The organism is Pseudomonas sp. LAM2023, from assembly GCF_016620375.1.
Lineage (GTDB): Bacteria > Pseudomonadota > Gammaproteobacteria > Pseudomonadales > Pseudomonadaceae > Aquipseudomonas > Aquipseudomonas anuradhapurensis.
Map to the genome: position 1 here is coordinate 1 of NZ_JAENHV010000015.1, position 22,841 is coordinate 22,841.

Genomic DNA, 22,841 nt, shown 5'->3' on the forward strand with positions numbered 1-22,841 from the left:
CCAGCGTTCAATCTGAGCCATGATCAAACTCTTCAGTTCAATACTGCTTGGGTTTTTAAGAAACCCTAAACTTGGCTCAGCAATCTCAAATGACTATGTGATTTCTCGCATGGCCACTTGTGATGCTGATAATCTTTGTGACTATCAGTCCGTACTCACAAGCACCCACACGAATTGCTTGATTCGATTTGTTAAAGAGCGTTTGGTTAAGAGCGCTTCGTCTCAACCGAGGCGCGCATTCTACGCTTTCCTCATTTGCTGTCAAGCGTTTATTTTGAAGTTTTTTGCGAGAAACTCGTTTAGCTTCAAACACTTGACTCGCTGCGATCTCTCGTAGCGGGAGGCGAATCATACAGCGTTTTGAAACGCTGTCAACCTTCATCTCGACCGCTGCCGATCATTCGATCGTAGCCCTTTCAGCTTCTTCATCACTACTTAACTCATTGATGAACAAGGAGTTTTTCGTTCCGATGTCGCTGGAAGTGGGGCGCATTATAAGGGCATTCGAAACCGCGTCAACCTTTAATTTCATTAATCTGAAGTATTCCAGGCGAAGACCCTAGCAAAGCCACCAGGTGCTCACCACAACATCTTCAGCGCCTGCAAGCCACGACCCTCAGACTGCCCTCCCCTGCCGCCTGGCAATCTTCGGAAGCACCCGTGAAACAGGCGGAATCCGCAACACCATCAACAAGCCGCCGATGAACGCATAGATCGCCCACTCCCGCAGATCGGAGCGCACGATCCACAAGAAATGCAGCAACCCCAACCCAAGCACGCCATACACCAACCTGTGCAGCTTCTTCCATCGTGCCCCCATTCGCCGCTGGCTATACCTGTTCGAAGTAACCGCCAAGGCCAGCAACCCAAGGAAACCCAGCGCACCCACAATAATGTAAGGCCGCTTGCGCAACTCCACCGCCAACTGCCCCCAATCCAGCCCGAGGATAAAGAACAGATACGCCAGGATATGCAGCACGATATAGGCAAACACCCACAACCCCAGCTGCCGGCGCACCACGACCCAACCCGGCCAACCCGTCAGCTTCTGCAGCGGCGTCATGCCCAAGGTGACCAGGAGGAAGGTCAGCGCCCCAAGCCCGAGGCGGTCCATCAGGATCTTGCCAGGGTCCGGCCCCAGCAGATTCAGCGCAGCCTCATACAGCCACCACGCCGGGAACAGGCACCCCACGATGAAGATGCCCAGACGAAACCAGGGGTAACGCATCAATAGTTCTTCCGCAGGTCGAGCCCGGTATACAGCGATGCCACTTCATCGGCATAGCCATTGAACATCTGGGTTTCCCGCACATTGGGGCTGAACAGCCCGCTGGGCAGCCGCCGCTCACGCGCCTGGCTCCATCGTGGATGGTCGACCGTCGGGTTCACATTGGCATAAAAGCCATACTCGTCCGGCGCCAGGCCTTGCCAGGTAGTACCAGGCTGCTCGGCCACCAGGCTGATACGCACGATCGACTTGATACTCTTGAAACCGTACTTCCACGGTACTACCAGGCGCAACGGCGCACCATTCTGGTTGGGCAGTTCGCGGCCATACATGCCCACCGCCAGGATCGCCAAGGGGTGCATCGCCTCATCCAGGCGCAAGCCTTCCCTGTAGGGCCAGTCGATCAAGGCGAAACCCGAACGCTGCCCGGGCATGTGCTCCGGATCCTTCAAGGTCTCGAAGCGAACATAGCGAGCCCTGGAAGTCGGCTCGACCTGCTTGAGTACCTGCGCCAATGGAAAGCCCAGCCATGGAATGACCATCGACCATGCCTCTACGCAACGCAGCCGGTAAATGCGCTCCTCAAGCTGGTACGGTTTGACGAAGTCTTCCAGCGCATAGCGCCCAGGCTTACCCACTTCGCCATCGACCACGACGCTCCACGGTTCGGTTTTCAGGCTGTCGCCATTGGCCGCCGGGTCGCCCTTGTCTGGCCCGAACTCATAGAAGTTGTTGTAATGGGTCGCATCCTTGAACGGCGTGATCGCCTCGTTCTTGACCGTTACCGCCTGCCACTGCGTGGCCGCAAGCTTGTCGGCAAACCAGGCCGGCGCACGCCCGGCCTGTACGTCGGCATAACGCGAAACCTCAGCCGCGCCCACCCGGCCCGGCAGCGCCCCCAGGGCCAGAGCCGCCAGGGAACCGCCCATCAGGGCGCGCCGGGAAAGATAGAGGCTTTCTGCGGTGATCTCCGATGCCTTGCATTCGGAAGACCTGGATAGCTTGATGAGCATGGGCGGCTCCATAGCACTGGATAGCGGATGTACCAGTAAGACTATGGAGCCGGAGGGTTATTCCAACATTAACGGGCTGTCAGGCTTTACGCCGACGCCCCTTCAGCAGGAACTGGATCGGCCCCGAAGCCGCATAGGCAAGGAAGATCAGCAGCAGGATGCGCGGCGGGTCGCTGAACACCACGGCAAATACCAGCACCACGGCCAGGATCGCTACAAACGGCACGCGGCCCTTGAGGTCCAGCTCCTTGAAGCTGTTGTACTTGATGTTGCTGACCATCAGCATGCCGGCAGCAGCCACCAGCAGCGCCACCAGGAACGACAGCTTGGAACCCTGGATGCCGTAGTCGCTGAACGCCCATACGGTACCCGCCACCACGCCCGCAGCGGCCGGGCTGGCCAGGCCGATGAAATAGCGCTTGTCGGCTGTACCGACCTGGGTATTGAAACGTGCCAGGCGCAACGCCGCACCGGCCACATAGATGAAGGCGACCATCCAGCCGACCTTGCCCATGTCGCCCAGCGCCCAGCCGAAGGCCAGCAAGGCCGGGGCCACACCAAAGGCGACCATGTCCGACAGCGAATCGTACTCGGCACCGAAGGCGCTCTGGGTATTGGTCATGCGCGCGACACGGCCATCAAGGCCATCGAGCACCATGGCCACGAAGATGGCGATGGCAGCGAAGGCGAAGTACTTGCTCGCCTCGCGCGGGTCACCGGCACTCAGGGCGCTCTGCGCGCTCATCGAGCTGATGATGGAGTAGAAACCGGCAAACAGGTTGGCGGTGGTAAACAGGTTGGGCAGCAGATAGATGCCACGGTGGCGCACCTTGCGCCCTTCGGCATCATGCCCTTCTTCAACGTGCTCATCGACAGGTAGCAGGCTTTCGGCGTCGGAGGGCTTGTTCGGCTCTTCGGGACGTTCGCTCATGGAGGGTACCTTGCAACAGGATGGAAAATGTTCGACACGGGCCCGCAAGACAGGTTCTAACAGCAAGCCACTGGTCTGCTTTATACCAGAAGCCGGCTGCCAGAACGAAAAAACGCGGCCGAAGCCGCGTTTTTCATCTTTCGACAGACTTAGTTCTTGGTCTTGTCGACGATTTTGTTGGCCGAGATCCACGGCATCATCGAACGCAGCTGCTCGCCGATGATTTCGATGCCGTGAGCGGCGTTGTTGCGGCGCTTGGCGGTCATCGATGGGTAGTTGGTAGCACCTTCGGAGATGAACATCTTCGCGTACTCGCCGTCCTGGATGCGCTTCAGGGCGTTGCGCATGGCCTTGCGGGATTCTTCGTTGATGACCTCCGGACCGGTAACGTACTCACCGTACTCGGCGTTGTTGGAGATCGAGTAGTTCATGTTGGCGATGCCGCCTTCGTACATGAGGTCAACGATCAGCTTCAGCTCGTGCAGGCACTCGAAGTAGGCCATTTCCGGCGCGTAGCCAGCTTCGACCAGGGTTTCGAAACCGGCTTTGACCAGCTCGACGGTACCACCGCACAGAACAGCCTGCTCGCCGAACAGGTCGGTTTCGGTCTCGTCCTTGAAGGTGGTTTCGATGATGCCGGTACGGCCGCCACCCACGCCCGAGGCGTAGGACAGGGCGACGTTCTTGGCGTTGCCCGAAGCGTCCTGGTAGATAGCGATCAGGTCAGGGATGCCACCGCCTTTGACGAACTCGGAGCGAACGGTGTGGCCAGGGGCTTTCGGCGCGATCATGATCACGTCGAGGTCGGCACGCGGAACCACCTGGTTGTAGTGGATCGAGAAGCCGTGGGAGAAGGCCAGGGTAGCGCCCTTCTTGATGTTCGGCTCGATTTCCTGCTTGTACAGCTGGCCCTGGAATTCGTCCGGGGTCAGGATCATGACCAGGTCGGCAGCAGCGACGGCGGAGGCAACGTCGGTCACTTTCAGGCCGTGGGCTTCTGCCTTGGCAACGGTGGCCGAACCTTTACGCAGACCGATGGTGACATCTACACCGGAGTCCTTCAGGTTGCACGCCTGAGCGTGGCCCTGGGAACCGTAACCGATGATGGCGACTTTCTTACCCTGGATGATGGAAAGGTCGCAGTCTTTATCGTAGAAAACTTTCATGAAAATACCCCTGGTTATATCTCGGCCCCTGCGGAGCCATCGCTAATTTGTGGAATTCAGATGCTGAGCACTTTGTCGCCACGGGCAATGCCGGTAACGCCGCTGCGCACGGTTTCGAGAATCGATGCAGTGCCGATCGCCTGGATGAAGCTGTCCAGTTTGTCGCTGGTGCCGCTCAGCTGCACGGTGTACACGCTGGCGGTGACGTCGACGATCTGGCCACGGAAGATGTCCGTGGTGCGCTTGATCTCGGCGCGCTGGGCACCGGTAGCCTTGACCTTGACCAGCATCAGTTCACGCTCGATGTGAGCGCTTTCCGACAGGTCGACAAGCTTGACCACTTCGACCAGCTTGTTCAGGTTCTTGGTGATCTGCTCGATCACTTCGTCATGGCCAACGGTAGTCAGCGTCAGACGCGACAGGGTCGGGTCTTCGGTCGGCGCCACGGTCAGGCTTTCAATGTTGTAGTTACGCTGGGAGAACAGGCCGACCACACGGGACAACGCACCTGGTTCGTTTTCCAGCAGCAGGGAAATGATGTGCCGCATATCAGGTACGCTCCGTCTTGCTCAGCCACATGTCACGCATCGAGCCATCCTTGATCTGCATCGGATAGACGTGCTCGCTGCGGTCAACCGCGATGTCGATGAATACCAGGCGGTCTTTCATCGCAAACGCTTCTTCCAGCTTCGGCTTGAGGTCCTTCAGGCTGGTGATGCGGATACCCACATGGCCATAGGCCTCGGCCAGCTTGATGAAGTCAGGCAGCGACTCGACATACGAATGCGAGTGACGACCGTTGTAGGACATGTCCTGCCACTGGCGGACCATGCCCAGCACACCGTTGTTCAGGTTGACGATCTTCACCGGCAGGCCGTACTGCATGCAGGTGGACAGCTCCTGGATGTTCATCTGGATGCTGCCTTCGCCAGTCACGCAGGCCACGTCCTGGTCGGGGAAGTTGAGCTTGACGCCCATCGCCGCCGGGAAGCCGAAGCCCATCGTGCCCAGGCCACCGGAGTTGATCCAGCGGTTCGGCTTGTTGAAACGGTAGTACTGCGCCGCGAACATCTGGTGCTGGCCAACGTCGGAAGTGACGAAGGCGTCGCCATGGGTCACTTCGCACAGGGTCTCGATGACCTTCTGCGGCTTGATGACGTTGCCGTCGCCCTTGTCGTAGGGGAACAGCTCGCCATTGCCACGCCATTCATCGATCTGCTTCCACCAGGCATCCAGCGCCGCCTTGTCAGGCTGCTCGCCGATTTCCTTGAGGATGCCGAGCATCTCGCTGAGGACGCTGTCGACCGGGCCGACGATCGGCACGTCGGCCTTGATCATCTTGGAGATCGACGCCGGGTCGATGTCGATGTGAATGATCTTGGCGTTCGGGCAGAACTTGGCCGGGCCGTTCACCACACGGTCGTCGAAGCGGGCGCCGACGGCAAAGATGACGTCGGCATGGTGCATGGCCATGTTGGCAGTGAAGCTGCCGTGCATGCCGAGCATGCCGAGGAACTGGCGATCAGTACCCGGGAAGCCACCGAGGCCCATCAGGGTATTGGTGACCGGCAGGTTCAGCGACTTGGCGATTTCGGTCAGGGCCTCGGAGCCACCGCCGAGAATCACGCCGCCACCGGAGTACACCACCGGGCGCTTGGCCGCCAGCAGCATCTCCGCAGCCTTGCGGATCTGCCCGGAATGGCCACGAACGGCCGGGCTGTAGGAACGCAGCTTGACCTTTTTCGGGTAGACGTATTCGAACTTCTCGGCCGGGTTGGTCATGTCTTTTGGAATGTCGACCACGACCGGACCTGGGCGACCGGATTGCGCCAGGTAGAATGCTTTTTTCAGAACTTCCGGGATTTCGCTGGCATGTTTGATCATGAAGCTGTGCTTCACGATCGGCCGCGAAATACCGATCATGTCGGTTTCCTGGAAGGCATCGGTACCGACCATGGTGCTAGGCACCTGGCCAGACAGGATGACCATCGGGATCGAGTCCATGTAGGCAGTGGCAATACCGGTAATGGCATTGGTCGCACCAGGCCCGGAAGTTACCAGTACCACGCCGGCCTTGCCGGTGGCACGGGCGTAGCCGTCCGCCATATGGGTAGCCGCCTGCTCATGACGAACCAGGATGTGCTCGACTTCCGGTTCCTTGAACAGCGCGTCGTAAACATGCAGGAGAGCACCACCAGGGTACCCGTAGATGTGCTTAACGCCTTCGTCACGCAAGAAGCGGACGACCATCTCAGCGCCAGATAAAAGCTCCACGTTGTTCACCTCTAAAACGCCAGAATACCGCCCTCACTGGACGGGTCTTAATAGGTTTACTGCCAAGCAGAGCATGAGCGAACGTCAGCACTGACTGAGCAAGTATTGGGAGCGCCCCAGAGTGTTGCGGGGTTTTCCCACCCAGCGCGAGGTAACGCGTTGCGGGGTGTAACAGGTCGGCGCGGGTGTGCGCCTCATGATCTGCTTAGCGGGTCTGCTTCTGGCAGTCCCTCTACAGCGGAGATTGGATTCTTCTGATTCGGCGCCAACAAGTCAAGAAAAATTATTGCCAATTTTTCGCCAAGATGAATTCCTGCCACCACTAAAAATCGCTTCAGCAGCAGAATTAATAAGATTTCCATAAAAAAGGGCCACAATCTGCGGCCCTTGAAGGAAAAACTGAAGAAATCAGGCGGAAGGAGCAATCAATTGATCGAAAGCTGCCAACAGGCGGCGAAGCTCGCGGCTTTGTTCCGGGCGGTCGGTAAATACGGTTTCGGCCATGACCAGGATGCCCGAGGCACTGGGCAGCGGGTGGCCCAGTTCGATGATGATCTTCATGCGCGGCAGAAAGACCCATTGCAGCCATTGCTCGAAGCTGAGGGTATCGACGGCGAACGGCACGGTGCTGGCCAGTGCCTCGTCGCTTGGCGCCTCGGCATCCCACCAGCCCTGTACCTGCAACTCACGCTCGATCAGCATCAGGTGGTCGGCAATATCCAGAATGCGTTGCTCGATCATCACAAGTTGACCCGAGCCTTTTGCCGGGCCAGCGCAGCACCAGCGCTATCACCCTGCTTTTCGCGGGCCTGGGCGATGGTGTTCCACAGCTCCGCCTGCAGGCTCGGGCGGCCATTGGCATAGGTAAGGGCGCGACGCGCCAGCTGCTCGGCCTGCGGCGCATCACCTTGCGACAGGCGCACCTGGGCCAGACGGTACAGCACCTGCGGCTCGCGCGGGGCAATGCGCTGGGCACGCTCCAGGCTGGAAGCAGCGCCGTTGAAGTCACCACTGCCCTGTTGCGACTGCGCAGTGGTCAGCAACGCCAGTACCGGACCGTCCAGCTGCTCATCTGCCGACAGCCCGCCTGCAGCGGCACCGCTACGCGGGATACCGGTTGGGGCGCTGGTGCTTTGCGAAGTGCTGTTCATCGCAGCGATATCGAACGGTTCGTCGGCGATCGGGTTTGGATTGGTGGTCATCGGTGCCGAACTGACCGGGCCGGTTGTGATCGGCCCCGGCGTGATCGGCGAGGTGCTGATCGGTGCCGAGCCGTTGGCCGGGAATGTCTGGATGCCGGAGGCACCCGCACCCTGCGGGATCATCACGGTGACGCCGGAGTCCTCGGGCAGCGTTTGCGCCTGTGCAGTGCCCGCGTTGTAGCCAGCCGTCGTGCGCTTGGCCGTCATGCGCTCGCTATTGGACACACGGGTGCTCGAGTCGACCACCGGAATATTGCCGCGCGGCACACTGGCACACCCCTGGAGCACAGCCAGCGCCGTCACGGCAGGAAACAGCCACTTGTTCACGTCACACCTCATCAATGCAGCCTGTGCTTAATTCATCCAGCCCTTGACCCAGTCCATGACCGATTCAACCGGATCCTGCTCGCCGCCACAGGTCGCACCGGCGGGCGGTTCACTCCCGCGAATATACGGCATCTGCACCGCTCCCGGACAGCTGCCATCAGACCCATGGCCACTGTAGGGGTCAATCCACGCCTGTACCACGTTATCCGGTTGCGGCATGTCCAACGGCAGCGGGTCGGCCTTCTTCATGAAGCTGGTCCACACCTGCAGGGCACCGGTCGCGCCGGTAAACGGCGTCTTGCCGTTGTCGTCTCGGCCCATCCACACCACGGCCAGCAGGTCCTGGCTGAAACCGGAGAACCAGCTGTCACGCGAGTCGTTGCTGGTACCGGTCTTGCCCGCCAGGGTCAGCGTGCGCGGCAGGGTGTTGTATACCGAGCGGCCGGTACCTTCGCGCATTACCCGCTGCATGGCGTTCTGCACCAGGTAGATGGCACCCGGGTCGAAGGTTTGCTGGATCTGGAACGGATAGCGCTTGAGCGGCTCGCCCTCGGCGGTGAGCACGCTGCGGATACCGCGCATCGGCGTATTGAAGCCGCCGTTGGCGATAGTCTGGTACATGGTCGCAACCTGCATCGGCGACATGCCGCCGGCACCCAGCAGCATGGCCGGGAAGGCTGGCCAGTCAACGTTCACGCCCAACCGGCCAATGGTCTTGATCACGTTGGGCACGCCGACTTCCAGGCCGATCTTGGCGGTCGACAGGTTGTAGGAGTTGGCCAGCCCCTGGTACAGGTAGATGGTGCCGTGCGGGCGGCGGTCGTAGTTCTGCGGCCGCCAGACCTGGCCGTCGGCGCCTTTGACCGAGAACGGCTCGTCCTGCACCCAGCTGGTCAGGGTGTACTTGGTCGGTTGCTCCAGCGCGGTCAGGTAAACCGCCGGCTTGACCAGCGAGCCGATCGGGCGCACCGCATCGATGGCGCGGTTGAAGCCAGCGAAACCGGCCTGGCGGCTGCCGATCAGCGCCTGCACTTCACCGGTTTCCGGGTTGGTCACGACCATCGCCGACTCGACCTCGTCAGCCCCCTTGCGACCTGCCAGGCGCTTGAAGGTCTCGCTCATCGAGGCTTCGGCCTTCATCTGCAGGATCGGGTCGAAACTGGTGAAGATGCGCAGGCCTTCTTCGGTCAAGTCTTCATCGCGGTAGTCCTGGCGCAGCTGACGCTTGACCAGGTCGAGGAATGCCGGGAACGAGCTGTCAGCCAGGCTGCCGCGCTTGGTCACGCCCAGCGGCATCTTCTTCGCTGCATCCACTTCGGCCTGGCTGGCCACACCCTGTTCGGCCACCAGGTCGAGCACCAGGTTGCGGCGCGCGAGGGCGCGGTCGGGGTAGCGTCGCGGGTTGTAGTAGGACGGGCCTTTGACCATGCCCACCAGCAAGGCGATCTGGTGCAGTTTCAGCTCCGACAGCGGCTGGCTGAAGAAGAACTGGCTGGCCAGGCCGAAGCCGTGCACCGCACGCTGGCCGTCCTGGCCGACGAACACTTCGTTGAGGTAGGCCTCGAGGATCTCGCGCTTGTCGTAGTGCAGCTCCAGCAGCACGGCCATCATGGCCTCGGTCAGCTTGCGGCTGAGGCTGCGCTCGCTGGTGAGGTAGAAGTTCTTCACCAGCTGCTGGGTCAGGGTACTGCCACCCTGACGCATCGAGCCGGCCGAGGTGTTGACCCACACGGCGCGGGCGATGGACTTGGGCGATACGCCGAAGTGGCTGTAGAAATCACGGTCTTCGGTAGCCACCAGGGTTTCGAGCAGGTACTTGGGCACCTGGTCGATCTTGATCAGGATGCGGTCTTCGAGGTTTTTCGGGTAGATGCCGCCGATCATCAGCGGCTCCAGGCGCACCACATCGAGCGCCTTGCCGTTGGCCCCGGAAAGTCCCGCCACGTAGTCGCCCGAGAAGCGCACCCGCACGAACTGTGCCGGCTCCATGCCCTCGTAGAACTGGAAGCCCCGGGTGTTGAGATCGACCGTATTGCCATTGACCGATGCCGCACCGGGGCCGTTGACTGCGCTTTCACGCCGATAGCCGAGCGCATCCAGCTCGGTGAGGAAGTCGTCCTTGCTCAGCTTCTGCCCGGTGAACAGCTCCAGCGGCCGGGCATACACCTTGGCCGGGATGGTCCAGCGCTTGCCAGAAAACTTTTCCTGGACAACGGCATCGAGGTAAACCGCGAAGCCGGCAACGATCACCAGGCCGACCAGGCTGAGCTTCAAGGCCCAGCCCAGCCAGGCGCGAGAGCGGCCGGTCGGGCGTTTCTGAGGGGTACGGGGATTTCGGGTTCGAGTCATGGCGGCGGATTATACGCACTTTATAAAGGCTGGGCAGACGGCCCGGCGGTAGGCAGGGGCGGCACCATTGACCATAATGGCGCATTCGAATTCCCTGCCCCGGAAGGATTTCCCGTGAGCCAAGCCCTTATCACCGCGCTGCAGAACCCTGCCCTGTACCCTCACCCCGTGGAGGGGTTCCAGCTGATCGAGACGCATATCTCCTGGGTTCTGCTCACCGGCGAGTATGCCTACAAGATCAAGAAGCCGATGAACTTCGGCTTCCTCGATTTCACCAGCCTGGACCAGCGCCGGCATTTCTGTAACGAAGAATTGCGCCTGAACCAGCGCCTGACCGACGGCCTGTACCTGGAAGTGTTGCCAATTACCGGCAGCGTCGAGGCGCCGCAGATCGGTGGTGAAGGCGAAGCCATCGAGTACGTGCTGAAGATGCGCCAGTTCCCCCAGGGGCAGATGCTCAACACCTTGCAGGCCAATGGCGAACTGAACGCCGCGCACATCGACCAGATGGCCCGGCAGATCGCCGAGTTCCACCTGCAGGCGCCCCGCGTGCCGGTAGAGCACCCCCTGGGCACGCCAGAAAGCGTGATGGCGCCGGTGGAACAGAACTTCGAGCAGATTCGCCCGTTCCTCAGCGACAAGGCCGACCTGCAACAGCTCGACGCCCTCGCGGCTTGGGCACGCAGCAGCTTCGAGCGCCTGCATGGCCTGCTGGAACAGCGCAAGGCCAACGGTTTCATCCGCGAATGCCACGGTGACATCCACCTCGGCAATGCCACCCTGATCGATGGCCAGGTGGTGATCTTCGACTGCATCGAGTTCAACGAACCGTTCCGCCTGACCGACGTCTACGCCGACACCGCTTTCCTGGCCATGGACCTGGAGGACCGCGGCCTGAAATGCCTGGCCCGGCGCTTCATCAGCCAGTACCTGGAACTGACCGGTGACTACCAGGGCCTCGAGTTGCTCAACTTCTACAAGGCCTACCGCGCGCTGGTACGCGCCAAGGTGGCATTGTTCAGCATGCCGGCCAACGCCGATGGCGTGCAGCGTGCAACCACCCTGCGCACCTACCGCAACTACGCCAACCTGGCAGAAAGCTACAGCGCCATCCCGTCGCGCCTGCTGGCCATTACCCATGGCGTTTCGGCGGTGGGCAAAAGCCACGTGGCCATGCGGATGGTCGAGGCCCTGGGCGCCGTCCGCGTGCGTTCGGACGTCGAGCGCAAGCGCCTGTTTGGCGAGCAGCAGCAGGCCGACGCGGGCCAGCTGAGCAGTGGCATCTATGCCCAGGACGCCAGTACCGCGACATACCAGCGCCTGCACGAAGTCGCAGCAACCGTGCTGCGTGCCGGCTTCCCGGTAGTGCTGGATGCCACCTACCTCAAGCGTGAGCAGCGCCAGGCGGCAGCCGATGTGGCCAGCCAGACCGGTGTGCCGTTCCTGATTCTCGACTGCCATGCACCGGACGCGGTCATTGCCAGCTGGCTGGAGCAGCGCCAGGCCGAAAGCAACGATCCATCGGATGCCACGCTGGACGTGATCAAGGCCCAGCAGGCCAACCGGGAGCCACTGGATGCCCAGGAACTGGCCCAGAGCAAACGCGTCGATACCCAGGACGCCGCCAGCATGGACCAGGTGATCGAACAGGTTCGTCAGCGCTTGCCTGGGCTGTAAGTTCAGCGCTTTCCCGTGGGGGCCTCTTCGCGGGCTTGCCCGCTCCCACAGGTACAGCACAGGCCTTGAAAGCTGTGCCGCACCTGTGGGAGCGGGCAAGCCCGCGAAGAGGCCCTCACGGGTCATCTCGTCGCACCCAATGGCAAAAGGCCGCGCATTTCCCAACCCCCGCTACACTCCTCTCTGACCTGCTCGCGATTTATCCCCCATGACCCGTTCAGCCATCGCAAGGAGGCTCGATGAACGATGAATTGCAGCATCTGAAGAACCTTGGCAAGACCTCTGCGCAGTGGCTGCATGCAGCGGGCATCCACAGTGCATCGGATCTGCGACGACTGGGCGCGGTGGGTGCGTACCAGGCCGTGAAGACGCGAGGGTTCCGCGCATCGAAGGTGCTGCTGTATGCCATTGAAGGCGCGCTTCTGGACATGCACTGGAACGATTTGCCGCTAGAACGCAAAGAAGCGCTCAACCAGCAGCTGGACGCAAAATGCCCGCCGCAAAAAAATCCGAAATAATCGTGGTAAAGGGATTGACCTCGAAATGAGAATAGTTATGATTATCACAACTGGTCGCGAGACTGGTTGGATAAACTAAGAGCCCCTGGTTCGGACTCTCAGATTATCTCCTCATCAGGCTAATCACGGTTATTGACCCGGCAGTTTGCCGGGTCTTTTTTTGGCCAGTGTTTTCTACCTGAGCTAGCGCCGCATCTGCGCGCAATAGTCCTGCTCCGGTGTCGCCGCCGTATACCAGGCATAGTCGGCCTCGGTCGCCTCGACCCGGTCGCCCACCTCCGCCAACACCAGCACCGTGCTTTCTCCTTGCGCGCCCAGGTCAGCCAGGTGCAACGGCACGCCCAGATCCTTGCGCACGTGATAGGCCCCGGCAAACAGCAGCGCTGGCTGCGGCGCCGCCAGCAAGCGCTCGGCCATGCGCCGGTCACGCTGCTGTTGCACGGCCAGCATCGCCGGCAACTGGCTTTCCGGCAGCATCCCGCAATGCCCGGCACGCACATGCTCCAGCAGGGCAGCCTGGACCGCAGGCGCGTTGGAACGCTCACCGAGCAACAAAGCCGGCTGCCGATAAGCCTGGCGCATCTCGGCGGTTGAAAGGTTGGCTGCCAGCAAAGGCACGTGTTGTCGCAGGGCTTCGGTGATGATCGGCCCATACAACTGCCAATCCCAACCGTCCTGCCAGGCCAGGGCCCGGGGCAGGTCTGCCGGCACCGGTTGCCCGGCAAGCTTGTCCACCAACGGTTGTTGCTCGGGCTGCAGCATTTCCAGCAACAGGCTGCCTTGCGTCCGCTGGCCTTGCAGGGCGCGCAACAGCCACAGTTGCAGCGCATGGTGGTCGGGGTTGTCGTGCTTTTCACCAACCAGCACCCGTGGGGCGGCAGACAACCGCTGCAGCAATTGCTCAGGGCTGATCAACTGGCCGCTGGCAAGCTCGACGATATGCCCCAGTTCGGCATGGCTGCGCCCTTCACTGCTCTGCCAGGCGGGCAGCGGCGGCAGGCTGGCCTGGCAGCCACCCAGGGCCAGCACCAGGCACAGCAAGAAACCGGAGAGCAGCGGATGACGCATGGGTGTACCTCTTGTTCATTGGCATGCACATGCACTTGCCTGCAGCGCTGTGGCTGCACAACTGTCGCGGGCAAACCCGCTCAGCTTTCCTTCCCCAGGCTGGCCGCGCGCCTTGTAGCGGGCGGCGGAACTGCGCACCATAGGCAACCAGGCGCAACCCATGCGGGCGATTGAACAATCACTCGCCTTGGTGCGTCAGGCTACCATTGCTTTCACGGGCCATCCCTGCCATGCATTTCCTTTGTACCTCCCAAGGCCTGGCCGAAGGCCAGAGCCGCGCCTTCAGCGTAGACGGCATCGAACTGTTCGGCGTGCGTCGCCAGGGCCAGGTGCATCTGTACCGCAACCTGTGCCCGCACCGCGGCATACCGCTGAACTGGGCCGAGGATGAATTTCTCGACGACAGCGCCAGCCTGATCCACTGCGCCCATCATGGCGCGCTGTTCCTGATCGAAAGCGGCGAATGCGTGGCCGGGCCCTGCGAGGGCAAGCAGTTGCAGGCCCTGAGCTGCTATGAAGACAGCCAGGGAATCTGGCTCAAGGGCCAAGCAGCACCGGCAGACGGCGATCGATGACGATACCTGCGGCGTCCAGGCGCGTGCCATAGGCCAGCACTTCCACACCGTCGGCCACTGCGCTATGCAGGGCCTGGCTATAGGCTGCATCGATTTCCGCGGCTGGGCGCACGGCGTCGATGCCGGTCAGGTTCACACAATACAACTGCACGGCGCGTACCCCCTGCCGGGCCAGCTTGGCCAGCTCGCGCAGGTGCTTGGCACCGCGTTGGGTTACCGCATCAGGGAACGCCGCAACCAGGCTGTCGGGGTAGCCGAGGGTCACGCTCTTGACTTCGACATAGGCCGGGGCGCCGTCGAAATCCAGGCGAAAGTCGATGCGGCTGCCTTCCTCGCCATAGGCCACTTCACGCTTGAGCGCGGTGAAACCGGCCAGTTCGGCGATCACCCCGGCACGCAGGGCTTCTTCGACCAGCCCGTTGGCCCGCCCGGTATTCACGCAGGCCAGCCGCCCCTGTGGGGTTTCACTGATTTCCCAGGTGCCCGGCAGCTTGCGCTTGGGGTCGCTGGAGCGGCTGAACCACACCTGCCCGCCTTCGCGCATGCAGTTGAGCATGGAGCCAGTATTCGGGCAGTGGATGGTCAGCTGTTCGCCGCTGGCCAGTTCGATGTCTGCGAGAAAACGCTTGTAGCGGCGCAGCAGGCGACCCTGTTCGAGTGGAGGAAAGAACTGCATCAGCCCTGCCAGCTCCGCAGGCCGCGGGCAATCCGCTGCACCGCCTGCTCCAGGCGCGGCAGGCTCTGGGTATAGGCGAAACGCACATGATGGCCGGCCAGGTGCCGGCCGAAATCCAGGCCTGGGGTAAAGGCCAGGTGCTCGGTTTCCAGGAAATGCCGGCAAAAGGCGAACGCATCACCACCAAAGGCACTGATGTCGGCATACAGATAGAAGGCCCCCTGCGGTTCGACGGCAATGCGGAAGCCAAGCTCGCGCAGGGCGGGCAACAGATAGTCGCGACGGCGGGCGAACTCGGCGCGGCGCTCTTCGAAAATGGCCAGGGTCTCGGGCTGGAAGCACGCCAGCGCGGCATGCTGGGCCATGCTTGGCGCGCTGATGTACAGGTTTTGTGCCAGCTTTTCCAGGTCTGCCACGGCGCCGGGCGGCGCTACCAGCCAGCCGAGGCGCCAACCGGTCATGCCGAAATACTTGGAAAAACTATTCAGCACAAACGCCGAGTCATCCACTTCCAGCACACTGGGCGCGTCCATGCCGTAGGTCAGGCCATGGTAGATCTCGTCCACCACCAGGTGGCCGTGGCGCTCCCGGGTGGCTGTGGACAGGCTGGCCAGCTCGTCCCGGCCCAGCACGGTGCCGGTGGGGTTGGCTGGCGAGGCAACCAGGGCACCAACGGTGTCCTTGTCCCAATGGCGCTGCACCAGGTCGGCGGTCAGCTGGTAGTTGACCTCCGGGCCGACCGGTACCAGTTGCGCGCCGCCTTCGACCAGGCGCAGGAAGTGGCGGTTGCACGGGTAGCCCGGGTCGGCCAGCAGCCAGTGCTTGCCGGGGTCGACCAGCAAGCTGCTGGCCAGCAGCAGTGCCCCGGAGCCACCCGGGGTAATCAGGATGCGTTCAGGGTCGACAGTCAGGCCATAACGCTGGCCGTAGAAACCGGCAATCGCTTCGCGCAACGCCGGCAGGCCGCGAGCGGCGGTATACCGGGTGTGCCCGGCGGCGAGTGCCGCCTGGCCAGCGGCGACGATCGGCGCAGCGGTGGTGAAGTCCGGCTCGCCGATTTCCAGGTGGATCACGTCGTGCCCGGCCGCCTGCAGCTCGTTGGCCCGGGCCAGCAGCGCCATGACATGGAAGGGTTCGATGGCGCGGCTGCGCGCGCTGTAAGGGTGGGCCATGACCTTCTCTCAATAGGGTCTAAACTGGAGATTCTACCTCTGCGAGCGATCGAACGTACCGCTCAGGCCGGTGTCAATCAGCAAGATCGGGCGGGGTAGCGCACCCCCGATCTATCTGGTAAGTTCGGCGGCTCGCAGTCGCAGGGCCGGCGGGTGCCGGAGATGGAGCAGCCTGCGCATTGGATCAGATGAGTGAGAGGCGGTCTATTCATGTCCACCGTAGAAAAGCAAAAAGCCCAGACCATGTACGGTGTCGAGCCCTACGTAGAAACCAAGGGTGAAGAGTACATGGGCGAGCCCATGAAACAGCACTTCACCAAGCTTCTCGGCGCCTGGAAGCGAGACTTGATGGAAAGTGTCGACCGCACTGTGGACCACATGAAGGACGAGGCAGCCAACTTCCCCGACCCGGCCGACCGCGCCAGCCAGGAAGAAGAATTCGCCCTGGAGCTGCGCAACCGCGATCGCGAGCGCAAGCTGATCAAGAAGATCGACAAGACCCTCGAAAAGATCAAGGCCGACGAGTACGGCTGGTGCGAATCGTGCGGCATCGAGATCGGCCTGCGTCGCCTGGAAGCCCGTCCTACTGCGGACCTGTGCTTCGACTGCAAGGAAATTGCCGAGAAAAAGGAAAAGACGGTCGGCAAAGGCTGATCCTTCTTCCATCCGGACGGGGCGCATCATGCGCCCCGTTTCATTTCATGCCCAGCCTGACCATGACCGATACCCGTTACATCGGGCGTTTCGCCCCCACTCCCAGCGGCTTCCTGCACTTCGGCTCGCTGGTCGCCGCCCTCGCCTCCTGGCTCGATGCCCGCGCCGTCAACGGCCGCTGGCTGCTGCGCATGGAGGATACCGACCCGCCGCGGGAAATGCCCGGTGCCCGCGATGCCATCCTGCAAACGCTGGAGCGCTATGGCCTGGAATGGGATGGCGAAGTGGTGTTCCAGAGCCAGCGGCACGACGCCTACGGCGCAGTGGTCGATCGCCTGTTCAACATGGGCCTGGCTTATGCCTGTACCTGCTCGCGCAAGCAGCTGGAGGGTTACAACGGCATCTACCCCGGTTTTTGTCGCAACGCCGGGCATGCGCGTGAAGGCGCGGCGATCCGCTTGCGGGTACCGGAACTGATCTATCGCTTTACCGACCGGGTGCAGGGCGAGTTCCAGCAACACCTGGGGCGTGAGGTAGGGGATTTCGTCATCCAGCGCCGCGACGGGCTGTATGCCTACCAGCTGGCGGTGGTACTGGATGATGCCTGGCAGGGTGTTACCGACATCGTGCGCGGCGCCGACCTGCTCGACAACACCCCGCGCCAGCTGTACCTGCAAGAGTTGCTGGGCTTTTCGCAACCGCGCTACCTGCATATACCGCTGATCGTCCAGCCGGATGGACACAAACTGGGCAAATCGTACCGTTCGCCGCCGCTGCAGGCGGAGCATGCCACGCCGCTGTTGCTGCGGGCATTGCGGGCGCTGGGCCAGGAGACCGACCCCGAGCTGTTGCTGGCGACACCGGCCGAAGTGCTGGCAGTGGCCCGCAAGCAGTGGAAACCCGAGGCGATTGCACAGCGCACCACGGTGCCAGAGGCTGATTTGCGCTGAGGCATTACCAGCCTCTTCGCGGGCACGCCCGCTCCCACAGGAACTACACCACCTTCAAGATTTGTGGTTTACCTGTGGGAGCGGGCGCGCCCGCGAAGAGGCCGGCACGGGCAACCCACCCCGCAAAAACAAAAGCCCAATAAATTCAACCCCTTGGCGAACCCCATGGATTCCCGCTAGCATCCCCCCAGCCATTTGCGCCAATAATAAGTCCAAGCCCGCAGCGCCCAACCATCGAGGCCAGCATGTACATCTATCGTTTGGTCCTGCTTCTGGTCGTGGGGATCTACCTGTTCTCCCCGGCCATCATGGACTGGTGGATCGAACCGACCGGAGCCTGGTACCGCCCTTACCTGCTCTGGCTGATCCTGATCGTCGTCACCTTCATCCTGCAGAGCCAACGAGATGCCGATGAGCTTTAGCCTGACCCAGATGATCCTGATCAGCGCCGCGTACCTGATGGTGCTGTTCGGCGTGGCCTGGATCAGCGAACGGGGCCTGATCCCACGTTCGATCATTCGCCATCCGCTGACCTACACCCTTTCGCTGGGTGTATACGCCAGTGCCTGGGCCTTCTATGGCTCGGTCGGCCTGGCCTACCAGTACGGCTACGGCTTCCTCGCCTGTTACCTGGGCGTGTCCGGCGCGTTCCTGCTGGCACCGGTACTGCTCTATCCGATCCTCAAGATCACCCGCACCTACCAGCTGTCATCGCTGGCCGACCTGCTGGCGTTCCGCTTCCGCAGTACCTGGGCCGGGGCGCTGACCACGATTTTCATGCTGATCGGCGTGCTGCCCTTGCTGGCCCTGCAGATCCAGGCAGTGGCCGATTCGATCAGCATCCTCACCGGCGAACCAGTCAAGGCCCGGGTGGCCTTCGCCTTCTGTACCCTGATCATCCTGTTCACCATCTTCTTCGGTTCGCGGCACATCGCCACCCGCGAGAAACACGAAGGGCTGGTCTTCGCCATCGCCTTCGAGTCGGTGATCAAGCTGCTGGCGCTGGGCGGCATCGGCCTGTATGCCCTGTATGGCGTGTTCGGCGGCCCGCACCAGCTGGAGGTATGGCTGCTGCAGAACCAGACTGCCCTGGCGGCCTTGCATACCCCGCTGCAGGAAGGGCCATGGCGCACCTTGCTGCTGGTGTTCTTCGCTTCGGCGATCGTCATGCCGCACATGTACCACATGGCCTTCACCGAAAACCTCAACCCGCGCTCGCTGGTCAGTGCCAGCTGGGGCCTGCCGCTGTTCCTGCTGCTGATGAGCCTGGCCGTACCGCTGGTGCTGTGGGCCGGTCTGCGCCTGGGCGCCAGCACCAATCCCGAGTATTTCACCCTGGGCCTGGGGATTGCCGCCAACAACCAGGCATTGGCACTGCTGGCCTATATCGGCGGCCTGTCGGCTGCCAGCGGGCTGATCATCGTCACCACCCTGGCGCTGTCCGGCATGGCCCTCAACCACCTGGTGCTGCCGCTGTACCAGCCGCCGGCCGAAGGCAATATCTACCGCTGGCTGAAGTGGACCCGCCGCGCGCTGATCGTCGCCATCATCACCGCCGGCTTCATGTTCTACCTGACCCAGAGCAACCACCAGAGCCTGGCCAACCTGGGCATCGTCGCCTTCGTCGCCACCTTGCAGTTCCTGCCCGGCGTGCTGTCGGTGCTGTACTGGCCCACCGCCAACCGCCGCGGCTTCATCGCCGGCCTGCTGGCCGGTACCCTGGTGTGGATGGTGACCATGCTGCTGCCGCTGCTGGGCAACCTGCAGGGCTTCTACATCCCGCTGCTGGACATGATCTACGTACTGGACGACACCAGCTGGCACATGGCGGCGATCGCCTCGCTGGCGGCCAACGTGCTGCTGTTCACCCTGATCTCGCTGTTCACCAATGCCAGTACCGAAGAAGTCAGCGCAGCCGAGGCCTGCGCGGTGGACAACGTGCGCCGCCCGCAACGCCGCGAGCTGCACGCCGCCTCGCCGCAGGAGTTCGCCACTCAGCTGGCCAAGCCACTGGGCGCCAAGGCCGCACAAAAGGAAGTGGAACAGGCCCTGCGCGACCTCTATCTACCGTTCGATGAGCGCCGCCCCTATGCCTTGCGCCGCCTGCGCGACCGTATCGAGGCCAACCTGTCCGGCCTGATGGGGCCGAGTGTGGCGCAGGACATGGTCGAGACCTTCCTGCCGTACAAGTCCGGTAACGAAAACTACGTGACCGAGGACATCCACTTCATCGAAAGCCGCCTGGAAGACTACCACTCGCGCCTGACCGGCCTGGCCGCCGAACTCGACGCCCTGCGCCGCTACCACCGCCAGACCCTGCAAGAACTGCCAATGGGCGTCTGCTCGTTGGCCAAGGACCAGGAAATCCTGATGTGGAACAAGGCCATGGAGGAGCTCACCGGCATCGCCGCCAAGCACGTGGTCGGCTCGCGCCTGGTCACCATCGACGAGCCCTGGCGCGGCCTGCTGCAAGGGTTCATCAACGTGCCCGACGAACACCTGCACAAGCAGCGCCTGGCGCTGGATGGCCAGCCGCGCTGGCTGAACCTGCACAAGGCGGCGATCGACGAGCCGCTGGCACCAGGCAACAGCGGCCTGGTGCTGCTGGTGGAGGACCTCACCGAAACCCAGGCGCTGGAGGACAAGCTGGTACACTCCGAACGCCTGGCCAGCATCGGCCGCCTGGCGGCTGGCGTGGCCCACGAGATCGGCAACCCGATCACCGGCATCGCCTGCCTGGCACAGAACCTGCGCGAGGAACGCGAGGACGACGGTGAAATCATCGAGCTGTCCAGCCAGATTCTGGAACAGACCAAGCGGGTTTCGCGCATCGTCCAGTCGCTTATGAGCTTCGCTCATGCCGGCGGCAGCCACCAGAACAGCGAAGAGCCGGTGTGCCTGGCCGAAGTGGCGCAGGACGCCATTGGTCTGCTGGCGTTGAACCGGCGCAATTTCGAAGTACAGTTCTTCAACCTCTGCGACCCGGACCACTGGGTCGAAGGGGACCCGCAGCGCCTGGCCCAGGTGCTGATCAACCTGCTCTCCAACGCCCGCGACGCCTCGCCGCCCGGCAGTGCCGTGCGCGTGCGCAGCGAGGTCAACGAGCACACCGTCGACCTGATCGTCGAGGACGAAGGCAGCGGGATCCCGAAGAACATCATGGACCGCCTGTTCGAACCCTTCTTCACCACCAAGGACCCGGGCGAAGGAACCGGACTGGGGCTCGCTCTGGTCTATTCCATCGTGGAAGAGCATTATGGGCAAATCACCATCGACAGCCCTGCCGATATCGAACGGCAACGTGGCACCCGGATCCGCGTGACCCTGCCCCGGCATGTCGTAGCGACGTCCCCTGAAATTCGAGACCGTCGAGAGAATTGAATCAATGCCGCACATTCTGATCGTCGAAGACGAAACCATCATCCGCTCGGCCTTGCGTCGCCTGCTCGAACGGAACCAGTACCAGGTCAGCGAAGCCGGCTCGGTGCAGGAAGCCCAGGAACGCTTCAGCATTGCCACCTTCGACCTGATCGTCAGCGACCTGCGCCTGCCAGGCGCACCCGGCACCGAACTGATCAAGCTCGGCCAAGGTACCCCGGTACTGATCATGACCAGCTATGCCAGCCTGCGCTCGGCGGTCGACTCGATGAAAATGGGTGCGGTGGACTATATCGCCAAGCCCTTCGACCATGACGAGATGCTCCAGGCCGTGGCACGTATCCTGCGCGACCGGCAGAACGCCCCGGCCAGCGCACCGGTTGCCGAGCCGCGCGCCAGCAATGGCAAGGCGGCCCCGGCCGACAAGGGCAGCGCCCCGGCCAATGGCGAAATCGGCATCATCGGTTCCTGCCCACCGATGCAGGATATGTACAGCAAGATCCGCAAGGTCGCGCCCACCGACTCCAACGTGCTGATCCAGGGCGAGTCGGGTACCGGCAAGGAGCTGGTGGCCCGCGCCCTGCACAACCTGTCACGCCGGGCCAAGGCACCGATGATCTCGGTGAACTGTGCAGCCATCCCGGAAACGCTGATCGAGTCCGAGCTGTTCGGCCACGAAAAAGGCGCGTTCACCGGCGCCAGTGCCGGGCGGGCGGGCCTGGTGGAAGCCGCCGACGGCGGTACCCTGTTCCTCGACGAAATCGGCGAACTGCCGCTGGAAGCCCAGGCCCGCCTGTTGCGTGTGCTGCAGGAAGGCGAAATTCGCCGGGTCGGTTCGGTGCAGTCGCAGAAGGTCGATGTGCGCCTGATCGCCGCAACCCACCGCGACCTGAAGAACCTGGCCAAGGCCGGCCAGTTCCGTGAAGACCTGTATTACCGCCTGCACGTGATCGCCCTGAAGCTGCCGGCCCTGCGCGAGCGCGGCAGTGACGTCAACGAAATTGCCAGCGCCTTCCTGGCCCGCCAGAGCGCGCGTATCGGCCGTGACGACCTGCACTTCTCGGCCGAAGCCGAGCAGGCCATTCGTCACTACAGCTGGCCGGGTAACGTGCGGGAGCTGGAAAACGCCGTCGAGCGCGCGGTAATCCTCAGCGAGAGTGCAGAAATTTCCGCCGACCTGCTGGGCATCGATATCGAGCTGAGCGACCTGGAGGAGGACGAGATCCTCGACAACGCCCTGGCTGTGTCGAGTGCGGCCAACGCCAGCCACGAACCGACCGAGGACCTGTCGCTGGAAGACTACTTCCAGCACTTCGTGCTCGAGCACCAGGACCACATGACCGAAACCGAGCTGGCCCGCAAGCTCGGGGTCAGCCGCAAGTGCCTGTGGGAACGCCGCCAGCGCCTGGGCATACCGCGGCGCAAGAGCAACGCTACCAGCGAGTAACCGATCTACCGGGGCGGGAGGTTCCTCCTGCCCCTGGCTACAACCTCTCCGGCCTCTTCGCGGGCACGCCCGCTCCCACAGGAATTTCCCTGCCCTAGAGGGTGGCAACTCCTGTGGGAGCGGGCTTGCCCGCGAAAGGGCCGGCAAAACCAGCGCCCCCACCCCAGGTAACACATCAGCCCCCACGGAAATCTGTTACCCGGCCTTGACCGCCGTAACAGTTGCCGAGGCATACG

At 62.4% G+C, this 22,841-nt stretch carries 20 protein-coding genes; 8 read left to right on the plus strand and 12 right to left on the minus strand.

Annotated features, from left to right (window positions below; genetic code table 11):
- Nucleotides 1-616: 616 nt before the first annotated feature.
- From msrQ to mrcB, 9 genes are all read right to left on the minus strand, one after another.
- Nucleotides 617-1,228 (minus strand): protein-methionine-sulfoxide reductase heme-binding subunit MsrQ, encoded by a 612-nt coding sequence (msrQ, locus tag JKP78_RS05670; RefSeq protein ID WP_186686752.1) that lies wholly within the window; start codon nucleotides 1,226-1,228, stop codon nucleotides 617-619.
- A complete protein-coding gene (gene msrP, locus JKP78_RS05675; protein ID WP_170032688.1) occupies nucleotides 1,228-2,241 on the minus strand; it encodes a protein-methionine-sulfoxide reductase catalytic subunit MsrP in 1,014 nt (337 codons plus the stop codon). Before msrP ends, msrQ begins: the two co-directional genes overlap by 1 nt.
- 79 nt (nucleotides 2,242-2,320) lie before the next feature.
- Entirely contained in the window at nucleotides 2,321-3,172 is an 852-nt protein-coding gene (gene pssA, locus JKP78_RS05680) for a CDP-diacylglycerol--serine O-phosphatidyltransferase (protein ID WP_170032690.1), read from the minus strand.
- A gap of 149 nt (nucleotides 3,173-3,321) precedes the next feature.
- Nucleotides 3,322-4,338 (minus strand): ketol-acid reductoisomerase, encoded by a 1,017-nt coding sequence (gene ilvC / locus JKP78_RS05685; protein ID WP_013974255.1) that lies wholly within the window; start codon nucleotides 4,336-4,338, stop codon nucleotides 3,322-3,324.
- 56 nt (nucleotides 4,339-4,394) lie between these two features.
- Complete coding sequence (ilvN, locus tag JKP78_RS05690; RefSeq protein WP_003250040.1) at nucleotides 4,395-4,886, minus strand: acetolactate synthase small subunit; 492 nt, start codon at nucleotides 4,884-4,886, stop codon at nucleotides 4,395-4,397.
- Nucleotide 4,887: 1 nt separating this feature from the next.
- Nucleotides 4,888-6,612: an acetolactate synthase 3 large subunit gene (locus JKP78_RS05695; RefSeq protein ID WP_170032692.1), complete on the minus strand. Its 1,725-nt coding sequence runs from the start codon at nucleotides 6,610-6,612 to the stop codon at nucleotides 4,888-4,890.
- 408 nt (nucleotides 6,613-7,020) lie between these two features.
- Nucleotides 7,021-7,353, minus strand: a complete 333-nt coding sequence (locus JKP78_RS05700) for a YqcC family protein (protein WP_200626212.1) — start codon at nucleotides 7,351-7,353, stop codon at nucleotides 7,021-7,023.
- The gene (locus tag JKP78_RS05705) at nucleotides 7,353-8,153 is read right to left on the minus strand and encodes a tetratricopeptide repeat protein (protein WP_200626214.1); all 801 of its coding nucleotides are present in this window, start codon (nucleotides 8,151-8,153) and stop codon (nucleotides 7,353-7,355) included. Before JKP78_RS05705 ends, JKP78_RS05700 begins: the two co-directional genes overlap by 1 nt.
- A gap of 15 nt (nucleotides 8,154-8,168) precedes the next feature.
- Nucleotides 8,169-10,490 (minus strand): penicillin-binding protein 1B, encoded by a 2,322-nt coding sequence (gene mrcB, locus JKP78_RS05710; protein WP_200626216.1) that lies wholly within the window; start codon nucleotides 10,488-10,490, stop codon nucleotides 8,169-8,171.
- A gap of 114 nt (nucleotides 10,491-10,604) precedes the next feature.
- Between mrcB and JKP78_RS05715 the strand changes: the two genes are divergently transcribed.
- Both JKP78_RS05715 and JKP78_RS05720 read left to right on the plus strand, forming a co-directional pair.
- Nucleotides 10,605-12,167, plus strand: coding sequence for a bifunctional aminoglycoside phosphotransferase/ATP-binding protein (locus tag JKP78_RS05715; protein ID WP_170032700.1), 1,563 nt, complete (start codon nucleotides 10,605-10,607; stop codon nucleotides 12,165-12,167).
- A gap of 239 nt (nucleotides 12,168-12,406) precedes the next feature.
- Entirely contained in the window at nucleotides 12,407-12,685 is a 279-nt protein-coding gene (locus JKP78_RS05720) for a TfoX/Sxy family protein (protein ID WP_170032702.1), read from the plus strand.
- A 183-nt stretch (nucleotides 12,686-12,868) separates the two neighbouring features.
- Here JKP78_RS05720 and JKP78_RS05725 read toward each other — a convergent pair whose 3' ends face one another.
- Nucleotides 12,869-13,753 carry a ChaN family lipoprotein gene (locus JKP78_RS05725; RefSeq protein WP_200626218.1) on the minus strand — a complete coding sequence of 295 codons (885 nt, stop codon included), beginning with the start codon at nucleotides 13,751-13,753 and terminating at the stop codon, nucleotides 12,869-12,871.
- Between the two features lie 230 nt (nucleotides 13,754-13,983).
- Between JKP78_RS05725 and JKP78_RS05730 the strand changes: the two genes are divergently transcribed.
- Nucleotides 13,984-14,328 (plus strand): Rieske (2Fe-2S) protein, encoded by a 345-nt coding sequence (locus tag JKP78_RS05730; RefSeq protein ID WP_200626220.1) that lies wholly within the window; start codon nucleotides 13,984-13,986, stop codon nucleotides 14,326-14,328.
- Here JKP78_RS05730 and sfsA read toward each other — a convergent pair.
- A complete protein-coding gene (gene sfsA / locus JKP78_RS05735) occupies nucleotides 14,291-15,004 on the minus strand; it encodes a DNA/RNA nuclease SfsA (RefSeq protein WP_170032709.1) in 714 nt (237 codons plus the stop codon). The two genes, JKP78_RS05730 and sfsA, sit on opposite strands and share 38 nt — an antisense overlap.
- On the minus strand, nucleotides 15,004-16,176 hold the full coding sequence (locus JKP78_RS05740; protein WP_170032711.1) for a pyridoxal phosphate-dependent aminotransferase: 1,173 nt from the start codon (nucleotides 16,174-16,176) through the stop codon (nucleotides 15,004-15,006). The genes sfsA and JKP78_RS05740 overlap by 1 nt, the downstream gene beginning before the upstream one ends.
- Before the next feature lie 210 nt (nucleotides 16,177-16,386).
- Between JKP78_RS05740 and dksA the strand changes: the two genes are divergently transcribed.
- From dksA to JKP78_RS05765, 5 genes are all read left to right on the plus strand, one after another.
- Nucleotides 16,387-16,830: an RNA polymerase-binding protein DksA gene (gene dksA / locus JKP78_RS05745; RefSeq protein WP_046613112.1), complete on the plus strand. Its 444-nt coding sequence runs from the start codon at nucleotides 16,387-16,389 to the stop codon at nucleotides 16,828-16,830.
- Nucleotides 16,831-16,892: 62 nt separating this feature from the next.
- Nucleotides 16,893-17,780, plus strand: coding sequence for a tRNA glutamyl-Q(34) synthetase GluQRS (gene gluQRS / locus JKP78_RS05750; protein WP_186686762.1), 888 nt, complete (start codon nucleotides 16,893-16,895; stop codon nucleotides 17,778-17,780).
- Between the two features lie 245 nt (nucleotides 17,781-18,025).
- Nucleotides 18,026-18,202, plus strand: coding sequence for a hypothetical protein (locus tag JKP78_RS05755; protein WP_003250005.1), 177 nt, complete (start codon nucleotides 18,026-18,028; stop codon nucleotides 18,200-18,202).
- The gene (locus JKP78_RS05760) at nucleotides 18,186-21,161 is read left to right on the plus strand and encodes a sensor histidine kinase (RefSeq protein WP_186686733.1); all 2,976 of its coding nucleotides are present in this window, start codon (nucleotides 18,186-18,188) and stop codon (nucleotides 21,159-21,161) included. Before JKP78_RS05755 ends, JKP78_RS05760 begins: the two co-directional genes overlap by 17 nt.
- Nucleotides 21,162-21,165: 4 nt before the next feature.
- A complete protein-coding gene (locus tag JKP78_RS05765; protein ID WP_170032715.1) occupies nucleotides 21,166-22,605 on the plus strand; it encodes a sigma-54-dependent transcriptional regulator in 1,440 nt (479 codons plus the stop codon).
- The last annotated feature ends 236 nt before the right edge of the window (nucleotides 22,606-22,841 follow it).

What these genes read in the sequence shown, in the direction of transcription:
- msrQ (WP_186686752.1), bottom strand. Translation starts at nt 1,228, where the DNA reads ATGCGTTACCCCTGGTTTCGTCTGGGCATCTTCATCGTGGGGTGCCTG.
- msrP (WP_170032688.1), bottom strand. Translation starts at nt 2,241, where the DNA reads ATGCTCATCAAGCTATCCAGGTCTTCCGAATGCAAGGCATCGGAGATC.
- pssA (WP_170032690.1), bottom strand. Translation starts at nt 3,172, where the DNA reads ATGAGCGAACGTCCCGAAGAGCCGAACAAGCCCTCCGACGCCGAAAGC.
- ilvC (WP_013974255.1), bottom strand. Translation starts at nt 4,338, where the DNA reads ATGAAAGTTTTCTACGATAAAGACTGCGACCTTTCCATCATCCAGGGT.
- ilvN (WP_003250040.1), bottom strand. Translation starts at nt 4,886, where the DNA reads ATGCGGCACATCATTTCCCTGCTGCTGGAAAACGAACCAGGTGCGTTG.
- JKP78_RS05700 (WP_200626212.1), bottom strand. Translation starts at nt 7,353, where the DNA reads ATGATCGAGCAACGCATTCTGGATATTGCCGACCACCTGATGCTGATC.
- JKP78_RS05705 (WP_200626214.1), bottom strand. Translation starts at nt 8,153, where the DNA reads ATGAGGTGTGACGTGAACAAGTGGCTGTTTCCTGCCGTGACGGCGCTG.
- mrcB (WP_200626216.1), bottom strand. Translation starts at nt 10,490, where the DNA reads ATGACTCGAACCCGAAATCCCCGTACCCCTCAGAAACGCCCGACCGGC.
- JKP78_RS05720 (WP_170032702.1), top strand. Translation starts at nt 12,407, where the DNA reads ATGAACGATGAATTGCAGCATCTGAAGAACCTTGGCAAGACCTCTGCG.
- JKP78_RS05725 (WP_200626218.1), bottom strand. Translation starts at nt 13,753, where the DNA reads ATGCGTCATCCGCTGCTCTCCGGTTTCTTGCTGTGCCTGGTGCTGGCC.
- JKP78_RS05730 (WP_200626220.1), top strand. Translation starts at nt 13,984, where the DNA reads ATGCATTTCCTTTGTACCTCCCAAGGCCTGGCCGAAGGCCAGAGCCGC.
- sfsA (WP_170032709.1), bottom strand. Translation starts at nt 15,004, where the DNA reads ATGCAGTTCTTTCCTCCACTCGAACAGGGTCGCCTGCTGCGCCGCTAC.
- JKP78_RS05740 (WP_170032711.1), bottom strand. Translation starts at nt 16,176, where the DNA reads ATGGCCCACCCTTACAGCGCGCGCAGCCGCGCCATCGAACCCTTCCAT.
- dksA (WP_046613112.1), top strand. Translation starts at nt 16,387, where the DNA reads ATGTCCACCGTAGAAAAGCAAAAAGCCCAGACCATGTACGGTGTCGAG.
- gluQRS (WP_186686762.1), top strand. Translation starts at nt 16,893, where the DNA reads ATGACCGATACCCGTTACATCGGGCGTTTCGCCCCCACTCCCAGCGGC.
- JKP78_RS05755 (WP_003250005.1), top strand. Translation starts at nt 18,026, where the DNA reads ATGTACATCTATCGTTTGGTCCTGCTTCTGGTCGTGGGGATCTACCTG.
- JKP78_RS05760 (WP_186686733.1), top strand. Translation starts at nt 18,186, where the DNA reads ATGCCGATGAGCTTTAGCCTGACCCAGATGATCCTGATCAGCGCCGCG.
- JKP78_RS05765 (WP_170032715.1), top strand. Translation starts at nt 21,166, where the DNA reads ATGCCGCACATTCTGATCGTCGAAGACGAAACCATCATCCGCTCGGCC.